The sequence below is a fragment of the Staphylococcus sp. SUC_1.2 genome (assembly GCF_026222585.1).
This window is the reverse complement of record NZ_JANJPM010000016.1, coordinates 19,086-36,718: the sequence shown is the minus strand read 5'-3', so window position 1 is coordinate 36,718 and position 17,633 is coordinate 19,086. Positions and strand designations below refer to the sequence as shown.

The following is a 17,633-nucleotide window of genomic DNA, read 5'->3' as shown; positions in this document are numbered from 1 at the left end:
CTAATTTATAGGTCTCAGATTTTTTATTTAAAGATATAAAAATTTAAAAGTATATTCTTTATTTAAAAGAATAAAGAAAGGTCAATAGATATGATTGAAAGCCTTAACATTATATGATTTTAGTTATACAATAATATTAATTCTGTATTGAATATGGGGAAATAATACAGAATCTTAATGAAATTGGTTGTTTATGGAATATAAATATAAGGTGGGGAAAGCAATGCAAGAACATTTAGTTTTAACCCTAGATGATGTGGATTACCTTGTAGAACCTGGAACAAATTTACTTGAATTTATTAAATCTCGTGATACTTTCGTTCCTTCAATTTGCTATAACGAATCCATGGGTCCAATTCAAACCTGTGATACTTGCATGGTTGAAATTGATGGTAAAGTTGAACGAGCGTGTAGTACAGTAGTTGACCGTCCGATGTCAGTCAATACTCAAAATAAACGAGTGAAAGCTAGCCAAAAAGAAGCATTAGATAGAATTTTAGAAAAACATATGCTGTATTGTACAGTATGTGATTATAATAACGGTGATTGTGAGATTCACAATGCAATGGATGCATGGGGATTACAAGAACAATCATATGAATATAAAACAAAGCCTTATGAGAAAGATTATGGTCCTTTCTATCGTTATGACCCAGACCAATGTATCCTATGTGGTAGATGTGTAGAAGCATGTCAAGATGTGGAAGTTAACGAAACACTTTCTATAGATTGGGATTGTGAGCACCCACGTGTGATTTGGGATAATGATGTTCCAATAAATGAATCGTCTTGTGTATCATGTGGTCAATGTGCGACAGTGTGTCCATGTAATGCAATGATGGAAGTCAATATGGAGGGCAATGCGGGATATTTAACTGATACAGAACCGGGTTCATTAGCATCTATGATTGATTTAACTAAAAAAGCTGAACCAGGTGATGGATTGTTATTTGCTGTGTCGGATTCTGAAGCAGAGATGCGTAAAGAAAGAATTAACAAAACTAAAACAGTATGTACATATTGTGGTGTAGGATGTTCATTTGATGTATGGACAAAAGATAGAGAAATCTTAAAAGTTCAACCATCACACGACTCTCCAGCAAATAAAATCTCTACTTGTGTAAAAGGCAAATTCTCGTGGGGACACATTAATTCGGATCAACGTTTAACTAAACCTTTAGTACGTAAAAATGGTGAATTTCATGAGGTTGAATGGGAAGAAGCCCTCGATGTTATAGAAAAGAACTTTAAGCGCATTAAAAATGAATATGGTGGCGATCACCTAGCATTTATCGCCTCTTCAAAAGGTACAAACGAAGAGTCATACTTAATGCAAAAACTTTCTCGCCAAGTATTTGGTTCAAATAATATTGATAATTGTTCGAGATATTGTCAAGCACCTGCTACAAAAGGATTATTTAGAACGGTAGGACATGGCGGGGACTCAGGTTCTATTGATGACTTGGAAAAAGCAACTATGACGGTACTTATTGGTACAAATACAGCAGAAGCACATCCAGTTATTGCTTCAAGAATTAAACGTGCACAGAAATTGTTTGGACAAAGAATGCATGTCTTTGATATTCGTAAACATGAAATGGCTGAACGTGCAGATGAATTTTATCAACCTAAACCTGGTACAGACTTAGTATGGTTGAGCGCTGTGACAAAATATATTATCGATCATCATTTACATGATATTGAATTTATTAAAGAGTGGGTTGACAATTTTGATGAGTATTATGAATCATTAACTCCATTTTCATTAGAATATACTGAAGAGGTTACAGGAATTTCAAAAACGCGATTAATTAGTTTTGCGGAAGAATGCGCAAAAGCAGAATCTGTAGCTATTTGTTGGGCAATGGGTGTCACACAACAAGATATTGGTAGTGATACAAGTACAGCAATTTCAAATCTTCTTCTTGTAACAGGTAACTATAGAAGACCTGGCACAGGGGCTTATCCATTACGTGGCCACAATAATGTTCAAGGTGCAAGTGATATGGGAAGTATGCCGGACCAATTTCCAGGTTATCAAATGATACACAATGATGAAATTAGATCGAAATTTGAGAAAGAGTATGGTGTTACATTGAATCCAACGCCTGGTCGAGATAATCATCAAATGATGGATGGTATTCATGAAGGACAAATTCATTCACTATATTTGTATGGTGAAGATACTGGAATTGTAGATTCAAATATTAACTATGTACAATCTGCATTAGAAAAAGTTGAATTTTTGGTAGTTCAAGATGAATTTTTAACATTTACAGCAACGTATGCAGATGTTGTGTTACCAGCTAGTCCTTCATTAGAAAAAGATGGCACATATACAAATACAGAGCGTAGAATCCAACGTATTAATCAAGCACTATCACCTTTAGGTGACTCAAAACCTGACTGGGTAATTTTCCAATTGATTGCTAAAAGAATGGGCTTTGATTGGAATTATAGTCATCCTTCAGAAATCATGGACGAAATTGCACGCTTAACACCGTCTTATTCAGGTGTTAGCTATGAAAGATTAGAAGGTTTTAACAGTTTACAATGGCCTGTAGCACCAGATGGTACAGATCAACCTACATTATATCTTGATGGCTTTAATTTCGATAATAAACGTGCAAAATTATTTGAATTAACATTTGATAATTTCTTTAAAGAAGATGAAGTATATGATTTACATGTAAATAATGGTCGCGTACTAGAACATTTCCATGAAGGAAATATGACATATCAAACAGAAATGATTAAATATAAAATGCCTCACGCATTTGTAGAAATTTCACCTGAATTAGCCAAAGATCGCGATATCCATGAGGGTGCAGAAGTAAAACTTATTTCTGATACAGGAGAAGCTACTTTAGTTGCTACAATTACTGATAGAGTTAAAGGAAAAGAAATATATATTCCTTTAAATAATGATGCTATGAGTAATGGCGATATAGGTGCTATAAATAAATTAACTAATAGTGACGTGGATTATGCTACACACACACCATCTTATAAACGTACACATTGTCGTTTAGAGGTTATAACTAGAAAAGGTAAATCTCCCTTAAATCCAACGAATTTCCGTGTAGATAAACATCGTCATCCGCAATATAGTGTCCAAGTTCAGAAAAAATGGAAACGTAAGGATTATATTTTCCCAGGAAATGTGGTGGATTAATATGGCTGAAAGAATAACTAAAATTAATCGTCTTGAAAAATCAAAAGAACAACTTAAGTTGGAAAGTTTGAATGAAGTTACAGATGCAATTGTTGAAAATAAGGATAGTATTTTAAAAGCTATTCGTATTATTAAAAATTTAGATGATGCAAAACTCTTAGATGCTATTAACGGTGGTATTAAAGGTCGTCAAGTTATTATAAATAAATTCGCTACGGAATTAAATAAAGATATGTATACTGGACTCATTACAAATTTAGCTCCAATGGTATTTATGCTTGGGAATTTAGAAGTTAAAGAACTAAGTCAATTTTTAAATAAACTTAATAGTGGCTTACACGTAGCTAATCAAGCAAGTCCAAATGCCAAAACGACAATACGAAGCTTAATGAGTGTATTAAAAGATGATGATATGAATCGTAGCTTAACGTACATGATAAATTTACTTAAAGGTATGTCTAAAGAATAAATTGAATATATACGACTCCTTAATATAAGAACGAAATGACTTATGTTGAGGAGTTTTTTTAGAAATGAATTTGTAAAATATAGTATACATCTATTATGATAAAGTAGAGTGTATAAATTAAAGTGTAAGGAGAGAGGACTTATTCATCCAAATATTATTAAAATAATGACTATTATTTCTAATATTTTTGTTGTATTAGGAATTATATTTTTAATTATGATGAAATTAATGTTAGCGATAGCAATGTTTGCCGTTTCATTGGCAATTAGTCTTGTTATTTTTAATGTTTTATTTCGAGATCGTACGGGCATGAAAATTATTATTAATATTTCGTTTGCCATCGTCATTATTGCTATTATAGTTGCATACAGTATGTTATCTAAATAAGACAATTAGAGGAATTTCAATTTATGAAATATAGAAATAGTAATCAGTTACGTTTATCTATTATACTTTTTATTATTGTTCTCATCATATTGATTGTATTACTTTGTATCAATCATAAGGATATACTACGTAATGATCGAAGATACAGTTTTCAAGAGGCCCTTCAAAAGCAAACCCAATCGAACCAATTAAATACCATTGATAAAAATAATCAGTTTGTTCTAGCGAATAATAATGAAGTGAAAAGAGCAATGAGTATTTCTAAAAAAGACAATGATTTAAAATATATGGATCTATCTAAAACGGTTCCAATGAATGAAGATGAGGTAAAACATATACTTAAAAATAAAGGTATTTTAACAGATCAGGCTCAAACATTTTTAAAAGCCCAAGATAAGTATCAAGTGAATATTATATATTTAATGAATCATGCAATCATAGAAACAGCAAATGGTCAATCCGAACTGGCTAATGGTATTAAAGAGAATAATCATAAATACTATAATTTTTTTGGAATTGGTGCATTTGATCAAGATGCCATTGCTACTGGTCATAGTTATGCTAAAGAACATAATTGGACAACACCAAGTAAAGCAATTATGGGCGGTGCAGCTTTTATTCGTCATCAATATTTTGAAAACGAACAAATTACGCTTTATCAAATGAGATGGAATCCTAAAAATCCAGGGTCTCATCAATATGCGAGTGATATTGAGTGGGCAGATAAAATTGCAGATAATATGAAAAAAGATTATGAACGTTTGGGTATAAAAAAAGATAAGATACGTAGGAATTACTATATATCTAATAAATAGAGATATTGAGGTGTAATAGAATGAAAGTTGCAGTGATAGGTGCTGGTATCGGAGGTTTAACGGTTGCAGCACTTTTACAAGAACAAGGGCATGATGTCAAAGTCTTTGAGAGAAAGACTGATATTAAAGAAGTAGGTGCAGGTATTGGTATCGGTGATAACGTTTTAAAAAAACTCGGTAATCATGATTTAGCTAAAGGTATCAAAAATGCCGGACAAAATTTAAAATCATTAAATATCTATAGCGATAAAGGTGATTTGCTTACATCTGCTAAGTTGAAAGAGGGAACATTAAATGTGACATTATCTCGTCAGTCATTAATAGAGTTAATATCTTCATATGTAAAACCTAATACTGTATTTACTGATTATGAAGTGACTAAAGTGGATGTTCAATCTGAACTGCCAATGCTTCATTTCTCAAAACATGCAAGTCAGACGTTTGATTTATGTATTGGAGCGGATGGTATTCATTCAATCGTTAGAAAAGCATTATTCCCAGACTCTAAAGTGATTTATCAAGGTTATACATGCTTTAGAGGAATGATAGATGAAGCGGACATAATGAATCAATATACAGCAGATGAATATTGGGGAAGACGTGGACGCGTGGGCATTGTGCCTCTAATTAATAATCAAGCCTATTGGTTTATTACAATTAATGCAAATGAAAAAGATCCTAAATATGTATCATTTGAAAAACCACATTTGCAGGCTTATTTTAATCATTATCCTAATCAAGTGAGGGCATTGTTAGATAAACAAAGTGAAACAGGTATTATTAAAAACGATTTATATGATTTAAAACCTTTAACTTCATTTGTACATCGTCGTACAGTCTTATTAGGAGATGCTGCCCATGCAATGACGCCAAACATGGGTCAGGGCGCAGGACAAGCAATGGAAGATGCTATCGTTTTAGCTAATTGTATCGCTTCTTATGACTTAGAAAAAGCATTACAGCGATATAATAAATTACGTGTAAAACATACTAAAAAAGTAATAAAACGTTCTCGAAAAGTCGGAAATATCGCTCAAAAAGATAATAAACTAGTTGTTGCATTGCGCAATGCTATCATGAAACGTATGCCAAAACGATTTTTTAGTGGTCAAACTAAATTTTTATATAAAACAAAAGACAAATAAGGAGTTATCATAGAATTCACTATGGATTCTATGATAACTCCTTATTTTATTTAACCTTATTTTTTATTAACAACAAATTGCGGTTCTTCACCATTCAATTTTTTAATTGTATCATTAGCTACAATTTTAGACATCATTTCACGAGCTTCGAACGTAGCATTACCAATGTGTGGCGTAATGACTACGTTATCTAAAGATTTCAAGCCTTCAGTAATATCTGGCTCAAATTCATACACATCGAGAGCTGCACCTTCAATATCTTTATGCTTCAATGCATCAACAAGTGCTTGTTCATTAACGATTGGTCCACGCCCTGCATTGACTAAATAAGCAGTAGATTTCATTTTTTTAAATTGTTCTGAATCAATCATGTGGTGTATATCTGGATTGTAAGCAGCATTGATTGTAATAAAATCAGAGTGTTCTAATAATGTATCTAAATCAACGTATTTAGCACCAATTTCACGTTCTTTTTCCTTTTTTTGGTGAGGACCTGTATAAAGGATATCCATATCAAATCCTTTTGCACGTTTAGCTACTGCACTACCAATTTCTCCAAATCCGATAATACCAAGTGTTTTGCCTGAGACTTCACGGCCTCTAAAGAATAATGGCGCCCAACCATCAAATCCTTTTGTACGAGAAAGTTTGTCACCTTCAACAATACGACGAGCAATTGCTAATACTAAGCCGAATGTTAATTCAGCAGTTGCAGCTGTAGATGCTTTTGGTGTATTTGTAACATCAATGTTTTTTTCACGTGCATAATCTACATCTACATTATTAAATCCAGCGCCATAATTGGCAATAATTTTAAGATTTTCACCACTGTCAATTACTTCTTTATCTACATTAGTGGATAAAATACTAATTAAAGCAGAAGCATCTTTGACACCTTTTTTTAATGTTTCTTTATCGATGATACCTTCACCTTCATACATGTCTACTTCAAAATGTTCTTTGAGTAGATTTAAACCAGCTTCTGGAATTTTACCAGCTATATATACTTTTTCCATCCATCTCACTCCTTTGTATTCTTTCAAATTAAGTATAATGGAAGAAAGATAGGGACACAAAGAATTTATATGAATAAAGTTACTGTATTATTTTTAAAGCAATTACGGATATTAAGATTAAACCAATACAAAATATACGAATAAATTTTTTTGATTCATTATAGAAAATCATACCTACAATGGTACCTCCAGCAGTCCCGATCCCTGTCCATATTGCATAGGCAGTTCCCATCGAAATCGTCTGCATAGATAGTTTTAAAGTACTAAAACTAAATATAAAAGTAAGCGCACCTAGTAGAATATATATTTTTTTATGTGTACGATTCAGTTCATTTAAGAAAACAACACCTAAAATCTCAAAGCATCCTGCAACTAAAAGGTATAACCACGCCATTTTATAGACCTCCTTCAGATTGGTCATCAGTAGAAAGCTTTAATCCGATAATACCTATAATTAATAAAATAATAAATAATAATTTCATAAGTGAAATGACGTGATTAATAAATAACATATCAACGATAACTGTTCCTGCAGCGCCTATACCAACAAAGACAGCATAAACAGTACCTACTGGAAGTTGTTTTGTCGCAGAAAGCATTAAATAAAAACTTAAAGCAATAAATAATAAAGTGATGAGCCAAGTAAACGTATTATGAGCGTAATTTAAACACGTAACCCAAACAACTTCTATCAATCCAGATAAAATGACCTTTAACCATTGCATTATATCCATTACTCCTTATAATATTTTTGATAAGTAAAAATATTTTCTCAAACAATTATGAGTTATGCAATTTTAGAAAATAAAAAAGTGAGAAAGAATTCATTATGAATTCATTTTCTCACTTTTAAATTAATGAAAATATAATCTTAAAGGTTATCTTAAACGGTAATATATTTATATTCAAGTTATATCAATCTTAGATATTTACGATAAATGAATATAATTATAAGCACTTACTTCGCTTGCTGAAATTGTACGTGTATCAGTCACGTATGCGCCACCTGTGTAATTCATTTCTGAAATTGTAATTGATCCATCACTATTTACACTTTCTACATAAGCCACATGTCCTAAACTTCCTGCTGTCAGTGTTGATAATGTAATTCATTTTTTCATAAATAAAGTCCTCCCAAATACTATTCAACAATAGGATAATTTTAGCGATATGTTGAATATGTTTTAACATTAACTTGTCGCTATTAACGATAAGTCATACTTTATCAGATAAAAACATGTAGTAGGGCATTGTTACTTTACCGTAAATGAAATTCAAAATTCTTGTACAACTATGTAATAAAAATCTGTTTAATATTTCTTAATGAAATATTTCTTGCAAACTGCATGTTTGCTATACATTTTCTAATTTTTTTGAAAATATTAATAGAATTTATATTACAGAACCTTGTAATAAACTTATTATATATATAGGTATATACTTAAAGGATAAGCGGTTACATTTATGGAGATTTATGTGATATCATACTACTAATAGTGTTTGTAAAAATTTAAATTAGGCTATAGAATAAAATAATACTATTTTGAAGATGCAGTATTTATATCTGCATCTTTATTTATTGATAATAATTTTTTTAGATGACTATTAAAAATTCTAAATAGAGAAATGAGGAATGATAACTATGAAAATTGCAATAGTAGGATCAGGAAATGGTGCGGTTACAGCTGCAGTAGATATGGTCAATCAAGGACATGAAGTCAAATTATATTGTCGAAATTCATCAATTCACAAATTTGATAGAGCGTTAGAAAAAGGTGGATTTGATTTTAATAATGAAGGTCATGAAACGTTTGTACCTTTTACAAATATTAGTGATGATATTGAATATGTATTAAAAGATGCAGAAGTGATACAAGTAGTGATTCCTTCATCTTACATTGAATATTATGCAAAAGTGATGTCTCATTATATAACGGCGGAACAAATTATTTTCTTTAATATCGCAGCAGCTATGGGATCAATTCGATTTATGAATGTATTAGAAGAACGTCATATTAATATTCAACCTAAATATGCAGAAGCTAATACCCTTACTTACGGAACACGTGTAGATTTTGAAGAGGCTCGAGTGGATTTATCTCTTAATGTAAGAAAAGTCTTTTTCTCAACGTACAATAAGAGAGAGTTAAATGAATGTTTTGATAAAGTGAGCCAATTGTACCCACAATTAGTAAAAGAAGAAAGTTTGTGGAAAACGAATCTAGAAAATGGAAATCCTGAAGTTCATCCAGCTCCTACACTATTAAATGTAGGTCGTATAGATTATGCAGATACATTTGCATTATATAAAGAAGGTATCACAAAACACACAGTGCGACTTTTACATGCTGTAGAATTAGAACGTCTAACTTTAGGGCGTAAATTAGGTTTTGAATTATTAACTGCTAAAGAAGCGCGTATTCAACGAGGTTATCTAGAACGTAAAGACGAGGATGAACCGCTAAATCGTTTATTTAATACAAGTCCTGTATTTTCACAAATTCCAGGACCGAACTCTGTAGAAAATCGTTATCTTACTGAAGATATCGCATATGGACTTGTATTATGGTCAAGTTTAGGACGTGAAATTGGTGTAGATACACCGAATATTGATGCGATAATTACCATTGCCTCTACTATTCTCGAACGTGATTTCTTTAATGAAGGACTAACAGTAGAAGAACTTGGTTTAGATAAATTAGGATTAAAATAAGTATAATGTTTGGTATAGAAAAGAGGTCTTAAGAAAAAAGAAAAAGGAGCAGATATATGAAAAGAAAACCCACATTTCTAGAAGCAATATCTACAATTATTGTCATGGTAATAGTTGTTACAATTGGATTTGTTAAATTCAATATCCCTATTCAAGTATTGTTACTTATCGCTTCAACCTACGCTGCTTTTATTGCTATGCGTGTCGGTTTAAAATGGAAGGACTTAGAAGAAGGAATTACACATCGATTGACAACAGCTATGCCTGCTATTTTCATTATTTTGGCTGTAGGTATCATTGTAGGTAGCTGGATGTACGCAGGCACTGTACCTGCATTAATCTACTATGGGCTTAAGTTTTTGAATCCTAGTTATTTTCTAATTTCAGCATTTATCATTTCGGCTATATGTAGTTTAGCAACCGGAACAGCTTGGGGGTCTGCGTCTACAGCTGGGATTGCCTTAATATCTATTGGAAGTCAACTTGGTATAAATCAAGGAATGGCAGCAGGTGCAATTATTGCAGGTGCAGTATTTGGAGATAAAATGTCACCTTTATCAGATACAACCAATCTTGCTGCACTCGTAACAAAAGTAAACATTTTTTCTCATATTAGAGCAATGATGTGGACAACCATTCCAGCATCAATCATTGGACTTATCGTATGGTTTTTTGCAGGATTAAATTCCCAAGGTAATGTAAATACTAAGCAAATAAAAGTACTTTTAAATGAACTATCTAGTATTTATAATATTAATTTTTTTGTATGGATTCCTTTAATTGTGATTATCATTTGTTTAATATTTAAAATTTCAACTGTTCCATCTATGCTTATTTCAGCGTTGAGTGCTATTTTGATAGGTAGGTTTAATAATGGATTTAAATTTGTAGATGGTTTTAAAGCAACGTTTGATGGTTTTACATCATCTATGACTGGGCATTCTCATGTTACCGAAAATGCAAAAACATTGATTGAACAAGGTGGAATGATGAGTATGACACAAATCATTGTGACCATTTTTTGTGGTTATGCATTTGCAGGTATTGTAGAGAAATCTGGTTGTTTAGATGTAATGTTACAAACTGTTGCAAAAGGTGTTAAATCTGTTGGTACCCTCGTTCTTATTACTGTGCTATCGTCCCTAATGTTGGTATTTGCTGCTGGTGTGGCGTCAATTGTTATTATTATGGTTGGGGTACTTATGAAAGACATGTTTGAAGATATGAATTTAGATAGAAGTAATTTATCTCGTACATTAGAAGATTCCAGTACTATGGTCCTACCATTAATTCCTTGGGGAACCTCAGGTATTTACTATGCGCAACAATTAGGAGTTTCAGTTGATCAATTCTTTATTTGGGCAGTACCATGTTATTTATGTGCTATATTAGCAATTATTTATGGATTTACTGGCATTGGAATACGTAAAAAAATAAATTAAATGATTAATTTGATGTTTAATTCCCCTATAATATGGAAATAATAAATTAGGATTAAAGTATTGATTAGAATCATAGTAGCGATGTTATTTAAAAAATACATTCATTTTAGATATCCTAAAAAATGAATTAAAGGTGGATTTAATTTTTGTGGCGAGAATTCAATCCATAATAACGAATTTGATTAATATGATAACTTAAAGCGTTCTAAACACTAAAGTTTCGAACGCTTTTTGTATGTATGCATAAAAAAAGATTTAGAATTCATATTGAATTCTAAATCTTTTTTCTTTATCAATTTAATTAATGAATGAAATTATATGAAGCAGCTTCACTTGAAGAAAGTGTACGAGATGTTACTACACCTACACCATGTCCATAATTCATTTCAGATACTGTGATTGAACCATTACTATTTACACTTTCAACATATGCTACGTGACCGTAAGCACCAGCAGTAGATTGCATAATTGCACCTGCAGATGGACGGTTATTTACTGTGTAACCAGCAGATGCTGCAGCATTTGCCCAGTTATTTGCGTTACCCCAAGTCGAACCGATTTTACCACCTACACGGTCATATACATAATATGTACATTGGCCAGAAGTATAGTAGTTTCTACCTGAGCTAACAGAGTTAGAAATTGAAGCTCCCGTTGATGAAGGTGCAGTTACAGTAGTTACTTTTACATTATTATTAGAAGTAGAAGCAGAAGCTGAACCTAAACCACCAGTGTGTTGATTATTTGTTGTGTAAGATTGTGTTGGATTACTAGCAACTTGATTTGAGTTATTAGTATGATAGTTGTTATAACTATATGTTGAATTTGTATTAGAATAATTATTATATGTATTGTAGTTATAATTATAATTATAGTTAGAATGATTTAAACGATCTGGGCTCCAGTTACCTTTCCAAGTGTAATGGTAGTTACCTTGTTGATCGATAGTGTAAGAGTAGCTATATGAAGTAGGATCATTTGGATTATATCCTTGTTCAGCTGCATGAGCTTCATGTCCTTGTCCGGCGATAGCAATTGCGGCAACTCCTGCAGTAGCGATTGTAGCTGTAGCGATTTTTTTCATTATAAATTTCCTCCTGAGAATTAAATTAATATTATTTTATATTTAATAGTCATTTGTTAACTTAGTCTTTAAATCATTTTACTTAACGACAAGAATTACTTTATCAAAAAAATTACAATTTGTGGGGAATGTTAATGATTTGTAATTTTTCGATAATATAAAAGCTTGTAAATTTAATTATTAGTAATATTTTTTAATATAAAAAAAGCTATTATGACAGTGTTTACAGAAGAATATGAAAAAAATACTCATTTTCTTGTAATCTTTTTGTAAAATAATAGAAAAATAATTTATAACAAAATAATTTAGCCTATTGAATGATTCCTTGATTAAACAAATACTAAAAAATCATTTTATATGTCCTTTTTATATATAAATAAAGTAAGTTTATATTGAAAAATAATAAAATCATACTATAAGATAATAAAGTGATAAAATAAGTCAAAATATTGCTACTGCTAATACCGAAATAAAACATAAAATTGTATATGAAGATAGATCTCCGATACGCATACACAAGTATCGAAGCGATAATTCAATAGAATTAAGTGGTGAATAAAGGGGAGAAATGTCATCGCTTATATCTAGTCTTTATATTACAAACGAGAGGAAAGACGTATGATAGATAATTTTTCGGTAAAGCTTTTAAAAAATACGAGAATAGTAAAACAAAAAGAATCCAATATCAAACTTATATATTGGTTAAAGGGTTCTGGAAAAATAAATTTAGACTTAGATACATATAATATGAAAAAAAGAGATCTCGTATTTATTATGTTAAATGATTTATATTCGATAGAAGGCGAAACGAACTCTGTTATTGCAATAATTGAAATTTCATTCACAGATTATTTAAGATTTGCAGACGATTATATCAGACAAAAAGGATATAAATTTTCTTCTATTGAACGAAAACAATTAGAATCATTTATTATTAATCTTCTTGAATTTGAAAGTCGAAAACCTCGACTTCCACACATAAGGGATAAATTAGTTAAACATTTATGTGTAGAATTAGGTTATATTCAAAGAAAACATCGTCAAAACTATAAACTAGACAATCCACTTGTAGATGAAGTTCATGAATATATTATTGAACATCATCATGAAAAGATTAATAAACAAGCATTAGCGAATTCACTTGATATGTCTAACAAAGAGTTAAGTCAAGTGATTAAATTTCATACACCTTATCATAATATTGCTCAATATATTAATGATATTCGTTTGAAATTATGTTTACTTGATATTTTAGATAGCAGTGAATTTATTCAAGATATTGCTTATAAACATGGATTTAATCATTTTCCGAGATTTATTGCATTATTTAGTAAGAAATATGGGATGACTCCAGGTCAAGCACGAAAAAAACAATTTGCTCCAATATATAAGGCTACCGAAACGGTTGAAATATCTTTAGATTATGAAGCACAGTTACTTATAGCTGAGGCCAAAAGTAACTATCATACCTAAAATAGGATTAAGTCCATTAATAAGTAAAAAGATAAAGTATTTAGACCTTTACTCATACTTAATATGAAGTAAGTATATGTATGATATAGAGATAAACTTGTAACACTTTAAAATTGTATCGCAATACTAAAGTCTGTCTTCTAGAATTGTTGTATAAATTGCGAGGTGGCAACTATCATGACAAAAAACGATATGGATGTACTATTATTTTATCTTTTATTTTATAAAGCAGTCGATGAACTTCTAAAATATTCTAAAAACCTAAATATTGAACACCTAAATGTACTATATGCTATTATTGATTATCATAAAACGAACCATCAAGGTATGGATATTGAAACATTAATGAAAAAAACGTATTTATCTAAACGAACTTTATTCTATCTTGTTAGCCATTTATACCACGAAAATTGGATTTTTAAATCTTATGATGCAAATGATCAACGAAGATTAAGAATCTTACCTGTAGAAATGTATGAAAGAAAAATGAAACATTTATTATTAGAAATTGGAGAATTACTTGAAAATAATTATCTTAAAACATCAATCAAGAATATGAATTATTGTAAGTTAACATATCTAATTACTATTTATAAAGTTTTAAATAAGATTGAAAAGAGTATTAAGCATTATCAGTTAAGTTTAAATGATTTGCTTGTTTTAGGCATTATTTGGTCGAATCAAAATGATATCTCGTTGAAATCGATAAACTATTTTTCACGTTGTCAGTCTATAAATATAAATTTAGTAATTAAACGATTACAACAAAGTGGTTATATTTTGAAAGAAAGAGATGTTATAGATGAACGTAGAGTGTGTATAAAGTTAAATATGTCAAAAAAGGAAGAGATTCATGATATCTTGAGACATTGTAGTAAAATGATAAAAAAGGAATTAACATTATAATTTGTTTTAAAAATAACTAGTGATGTAAGAAAGGCTTATCTCTTACATTACTAGTTATTTTAGGTGTATAACGCATGAAATAATTATGTATAATTTAATTTGTCAAATGAGATTTTAATATATAATATCATTTTAATTTCATAAAAATATTGAAATATTATACTTAAATGTTATAAAATAATTTTTATAGCATAAGAAATGTTTAGTGTTGTAGTAGTTAGTATACATGAACCTTGTAGCAACTAGATGTACATCAGAGGAGTGGTTTAGAATATGGGACAAATTAAAGACATCAATGATTTAGTTAACGCAACATTTCAAGTGAAAAAGTTTTTTAAAGACACTAAGAAAAAATATAATCTGAATTATGAAGAAATTTATATTTTAAATTATATTGTTAAAAGTAAAAAAGATGAAATTACTTCAAAAGAAATTGCAACGTATTCAGAATTCAAACCTTATTACTTAACTAAAGCATTACAAAAATTAAAAGATTTACAATTATTATCAAAAAAACGTAGTATACAAGATGAAAGAACAGTTATTGTTTATGTAACAAAAGAGCAACGCGGGAGAATTAATGCTTTAATTGCTGAATTAGAGAAATATATACAATAGAATGATGATGGGGTAAATGAGTGAGACAGAATGTCTGTCCACTCTTTTTTAATTCTATTATACTATGTGAATGAGATGCTTTATATTATTAAAACCGAGTGTTAAACTATGATTAAATATATCAAATATCGAATAGGTGATAGTCATGTTAGATTCATTTTTAATAAGTAGTGATATTCAAAGAAAATGGATTGAAAAATTTAAAACAATTGAAGATACATTTAAACAAAGAGCAGCAAAAGAAGATATTGACTCTAAATTCCCATTTGACAATATAAAATGGCTTGTAGAGGAAGGTTATAGTGTGTTAACTTTACCTAAATCATATGGTGGAGAAGGTGCAACCATAGAAGATATGGTCGTTTTACAATCGTATCTTGGAGCCATAGATGGCGCTACAGCACTATCTATAGGCTGGCATCTAAGCGTTGTAGGGCAATTATATCAACAGCATATGTGGAGTCAAACTATGCTTGATCAATTTGCAAAAGAAGTAAAAAATGGCGCACTTGTAAATAGAGCAGTAAGTGAAGCGGATACTGGTAGTCCTACTCGTGGTGGAAGACCTGCTACGCATGCAATAAAAACTAAAGACGGATATAAATTAAATGGTGTGAAAACATTTACTTCTATGAGTAAAGCATTGACACATTATATTGTTGCTGCATTTGTAGAAGATATTCAAGAAGTAGGCTTCTTTTTAATTCCTAGAGAGAGTAAAGGTTTAGAAATTGCAGATAATTGGAATATGTTAGGGATGCGTGCAACGGAAAGTCATGATTTAGTATTAAATGATGTTATAGTTCCATTTGAAAACTTTGTAGAAACGAAACATAAACCGCAACCCAATGGATGGATTTTACATATACCAAGTGTATATTTAGGTATTGCCCAAGCAGCGAGAGATTATGCTATTGAGTTTGCCAAAACGCATTCCCCTAATAGTATTGAAGGCACAATTGCTACGCTACCTACTGTACAACAAAATGTTGGGAAAATGGAATCACTCTTATTATCTGCTCGTCATTTTTTATGGAGTACAGCTAGAGGTTACAATCAATATAATGAAACACTTAATATTTGGAATGAAACATCTGCAAGTAAAATTTTAGTCATGAATCAAGGATTAGAAGTAGTGGATCTTGCTATGCGAATAGTAGGGGCGAAAAGTTTAGAAATGGATCGTCCATTACAACGCTATTATCGTAATATGCGTGCGGGCCTACATAATCCTCCTATGGAAGATGCAGCATATACGAATATTGCAAAATCTATACTTGATTTAATGTAGAATGAATTTTTTATTTATAATATGTTTAAAGAAAGCTATGATTACGTATAATGTAGTCATAGCTTTTTTACATATTTTTGGAGGGATTTAATGACTAAAATATATTTTAATCATGATGGCGGCGTTGATGATTTAATATCACTATTCTTATTACTACAAATGGATAATGTTGAATTAGTAGGTGTAAGTACAATCGGTGCAGATTGTTATTTAGAACCTTCTCTAAGTGCTTCATGTAAAATTATAAATCGTTTTTCAAATTTATCTATTGATGTAGCTCCTTCATATGAAAGAGGAGTTAACCCTTTTCCGAAAGACTGGAGAATGCATGCCTTTTTTATGGATGCGCTTCCTATTTTAAATGAGAAATGGATTGATAAACGTTCTGTAACGAGTACATTTGAAGCTTATGAGGATATTATTAATGTATTAAATAATAGTAAAGAAAAGGTGACTTTATTGTTTACTGGTCCGTTAACCGATTTAGCCAAAGCAATCAAACATGATAAAGCAATAGTAAACAATATTGAAAAGTTAGTTTGGATGGGAGGAACATTTTTAGAAAAGGGAAATGTAGAAGAACCCGAACATGATGGCACAGCTGAATGGAATGCTTTTTGGGATCCTGAAGCTGTTAAAACAATATTTGATACGTCTATCAAGATAGAAATGGTAGCGTTAGAAAGCACTAATCAAGTACCATTGACGCCAGCTATTCGTCAAATGTGGGCAAATCAACGTCAGTTTATAGGAGTTGATTTTTTAGGAATCAGTTATGCAGCTGTACCTCCTCTTACTCATTTTGTCACAAACTCTACTTATTTTTTATGGGATGTATTGACGACTGCTCAAATTGGTAAAGAAAACTTAACAGATTCTATAGAACTTAAAGTAGATGTATGTACAAAAGGACCAAGCCAAGGACGCACATATGAGAGCGATGATGGACGTATGGTGCATGTCGTTAATCATGTCAATCATGATGAATTCTTCAACTATATCACGTCTTTAGCTAAAAAAGTAGTTCATTAACTTTAAATGTAAACTTTTTATATAAAATAGTTTACATAAGTGGTATAATTTTCTTCATAAAAGGAGG

At 30.7% G+C, this 17,633-nt stretch carries 16 protein-coding genes and 1 pseudogene; 12 read left to right on the top strand and 5 right to left on the bottom strand.

Annotated elements, in window-relative coordinates:
* Positions 1-223: 223 nt before the first annotated feature.
* The 5 genes from fdhF to NR218_RS07015 all read left to right on the top strand — a co-directional run bounded on the left by fdhF (position 224) and on the right by NR218_RS07015 (position 5,991).
* Positions 224-3,175, top strand: coding sequence for a formate dehydrogenase subunit alpha (fdhF, locus tag NR218_RS07035; protein WP_265883290.1), 2,952 nt, complete (start codon positions 224-226; stop codon positions 3,173-3,175).
* 1 nt (position 3,176) lies between these two features.
* Positions 3,177-3,644 carry a DUF1641 domain-containing protein gene (locus NR218_RS07030; RefSeq protein ID WP_017174889.1) on the top strand — a complete coding sequence of 156 codons (468 nt, stop codon included), beginning with the start codon at positions 3,177-3,179 and terminating at the stop codon, positions 3,642-3,644.
* Between the two features lie 165 nt (positions 3,645-3,809).
* Positions 3,810-4,031, top strand: a complete 222-nt coding sequence (locus NR218_RS07025; RefSeq protein ID WP_017174888.1) for a hypothetical protein — start codon at positions 3,810-3,812, stop codon at positions 4,029-4,031.
* Positions 4,032-4,054: 23 nt separating this feature from the next.
* Positions 4,055-4,846 (top strand): N-acetylglucosaminidase, encoded by a 792-nt coding sequence (locus NR218_RS07020; protein WP_048762113.1) that lies wholly within the window; start codon positions 4,055-4,057, stop codon positions 4,844-4,846.
* A 20-nt stretch (positions 4,847-4,866) separates the two neighbouring features.
* Positions 4,867-5,991, top strand: a complete 1,125-nt coding sequence (locus tag NR218_RS07015) for an FAD-dependent monooxygenase (RefSeq protein WP_017174886.1) — start codon at positions 4,867-4,869, stop codon at positions 5,989-5,991.
* Between the two features lie 56 nt (positions 5,992-6,047).
* Here NR218_RS07015 and NR218_RS07010 read toward each other — a convergent pair whose 3' ends face one another.
* The 4 genes and pseudogenes from NR218_RS07010 to NR218_RS06995 all read right to left on the bottom strand — a co-directional run.
* On the bottom strand, positions 6,048-7,007 hold the full coding sequence (locus tag NR218_RS07010) for a 2-hydroxyacid dehydrogenase family protein (protein WP_017174885.1): 960 nt from the start codon (positions 7,005-7,007) through the stop codon (positions 6,048-6,050).
* A 79-nt stretch (positions 7,008-7,086) separates the two neighbouring features.
* Positions 7,087-7,401, bottom strand: coding sequence for a DMT family transporter (locus NR218_RS07005; RefSeq protein ID WP_017174884.1), 315 nt, complete (start codon positions 7,399-7,401; stop codon positions 7,087-7,089).
* A gap of 1 nt (position 7,402) precedes the next feature.
* Positions 7,403-7,732 carry a DMT family transporter gene (locus NR218_RS07000; protein ID WP_048681895.1) on the bottom strand — a complete coding sequence of 110 codons (330 nt, stop codon included), beginning with the start codon at positions 7,730-7,732 and terminating at the stop codon, positions 7,403-7,405.
* A gap of 204 nt (positions 7,733-7,936) precedes the next feature.
* A pseudogene (locus NR218_RS06995) lies at positions 7,937-8,092 on the bottom strand (CHAP domain-containing protein); the annotation flags it as partial.
* Between the two features lie 557 nt (positions 8,093-8,649).
* Between NR218_RS06995 and NR218_RS06990 the strand changes: the two are divergent.
* Both NR218_RS06990 and nhaC read left to right on the top strand, forming a co-directional pair.
* Positions 8,650-9,720 carry an NAD/NADP-dependent octopine/nopaline dehydrogenase family protein gene (locus NR218_RS06990; protein ID WP_002448510.1) on the top strand — a complete coding sequence of 357 codons (1,071 nt, stop codon included), beginning with the start codon at positions 8,650-8,652 and terminating at the stop codon, positions 9,718-9,720.
* Between the two features lie 56 nt (positions 9,721-9,776).
* Positions 9,777-11,162, top strand: a complete 1,386-nt coding sequence (gene nhaC / locus NR218_RS06985; protein ID WP_265883289.1) for a Na+/H+ antiporter NhaC — start codon at positions 9,777-9,779, stop codon at positions 11,160-11,162.
* Between the two features lie 301 nt (positions 11,163-11,463).
* Here the strand turns inward: nhaC and NR218_RS06980 are convergent, their stop codons facing one another.
* On the bottom strand, positions 11,464-12,246 hold the full coding sequence (locus NR218_RS06980) for a CHAP domain-containing protein (protein ID WP_019835268.1): 783 nt from the start codon (positions 12,244-12,246) through the stop codon (positions 11,464-11,466).
* Between the two features lie 747 nt (positions 12,247-12,993).
* Between NR218_RS06980 and NR218_RS06975 the strand changes: the two genes are divergently transcribed.
* The 5 genes from NR218_RS06975 to NR218_RS06955 all read left to right on the top strand — a co-directional run bounded on the left by NR218_RS06975 (position 12,994) and on the right by NR218_RS06955 (position 17,566).
* Entirely contained in the window at positions 12,994-13,719 is a 726-nt protein-coding gene (locus NR218_RS06975) for a helix-turn-helix domain-containing protein (RefSeq protein ID WP_235444177.1), read from the top strand.
* 177 nt (positions 13,720-13,896) lie between these two features.
* Positions 13,897-14,625, top strand: coding sequence for a transcriptional regulator, SarA/Rot family (locus tag NR218_RS06970; protein ID WP_019835266.1), 729 nt, complete (start codon positions 13,897-13,899; stop codon positions 14,623-14,625).
* A 273-nt stretch (positions 14,626-14,898) separates the two neighbouring features.
* Complete coding sequence (locus NR218_RS06965; protein WP_017174877.1) at positions 14,899-15,243, top strand: transcriptional regulator, SarA/Rot family; 345 nt, start codon at positions 14,899-14,901, stop codon at positions 15,241-15,243.
* Positions 15,244-15,388: 145 nt separating this feature from the next.
* Entirely contained in the window at positions 15,389-16,534 is a 1,146-nt protein-coding gene (locus NR218_RS06960; protein ID WP_019835265.1) for an acyl-CoA dehydrogenase family protein, read from the top strand.
* Between the two features lie 90 nt (positions 16,535-16,624).
* Complete coding sequence (locus tag NR218_RS06955; protein ID WP_049379340.1) at positions 16,625-17,566, top strand: nucleoside hydrolase; 942 nt, start codon at positions 16,625-16,627, stop codon at positions 17,564-17,566.
* Positions 17,567-17,633 lie beyond the last annotated feature (67 nt).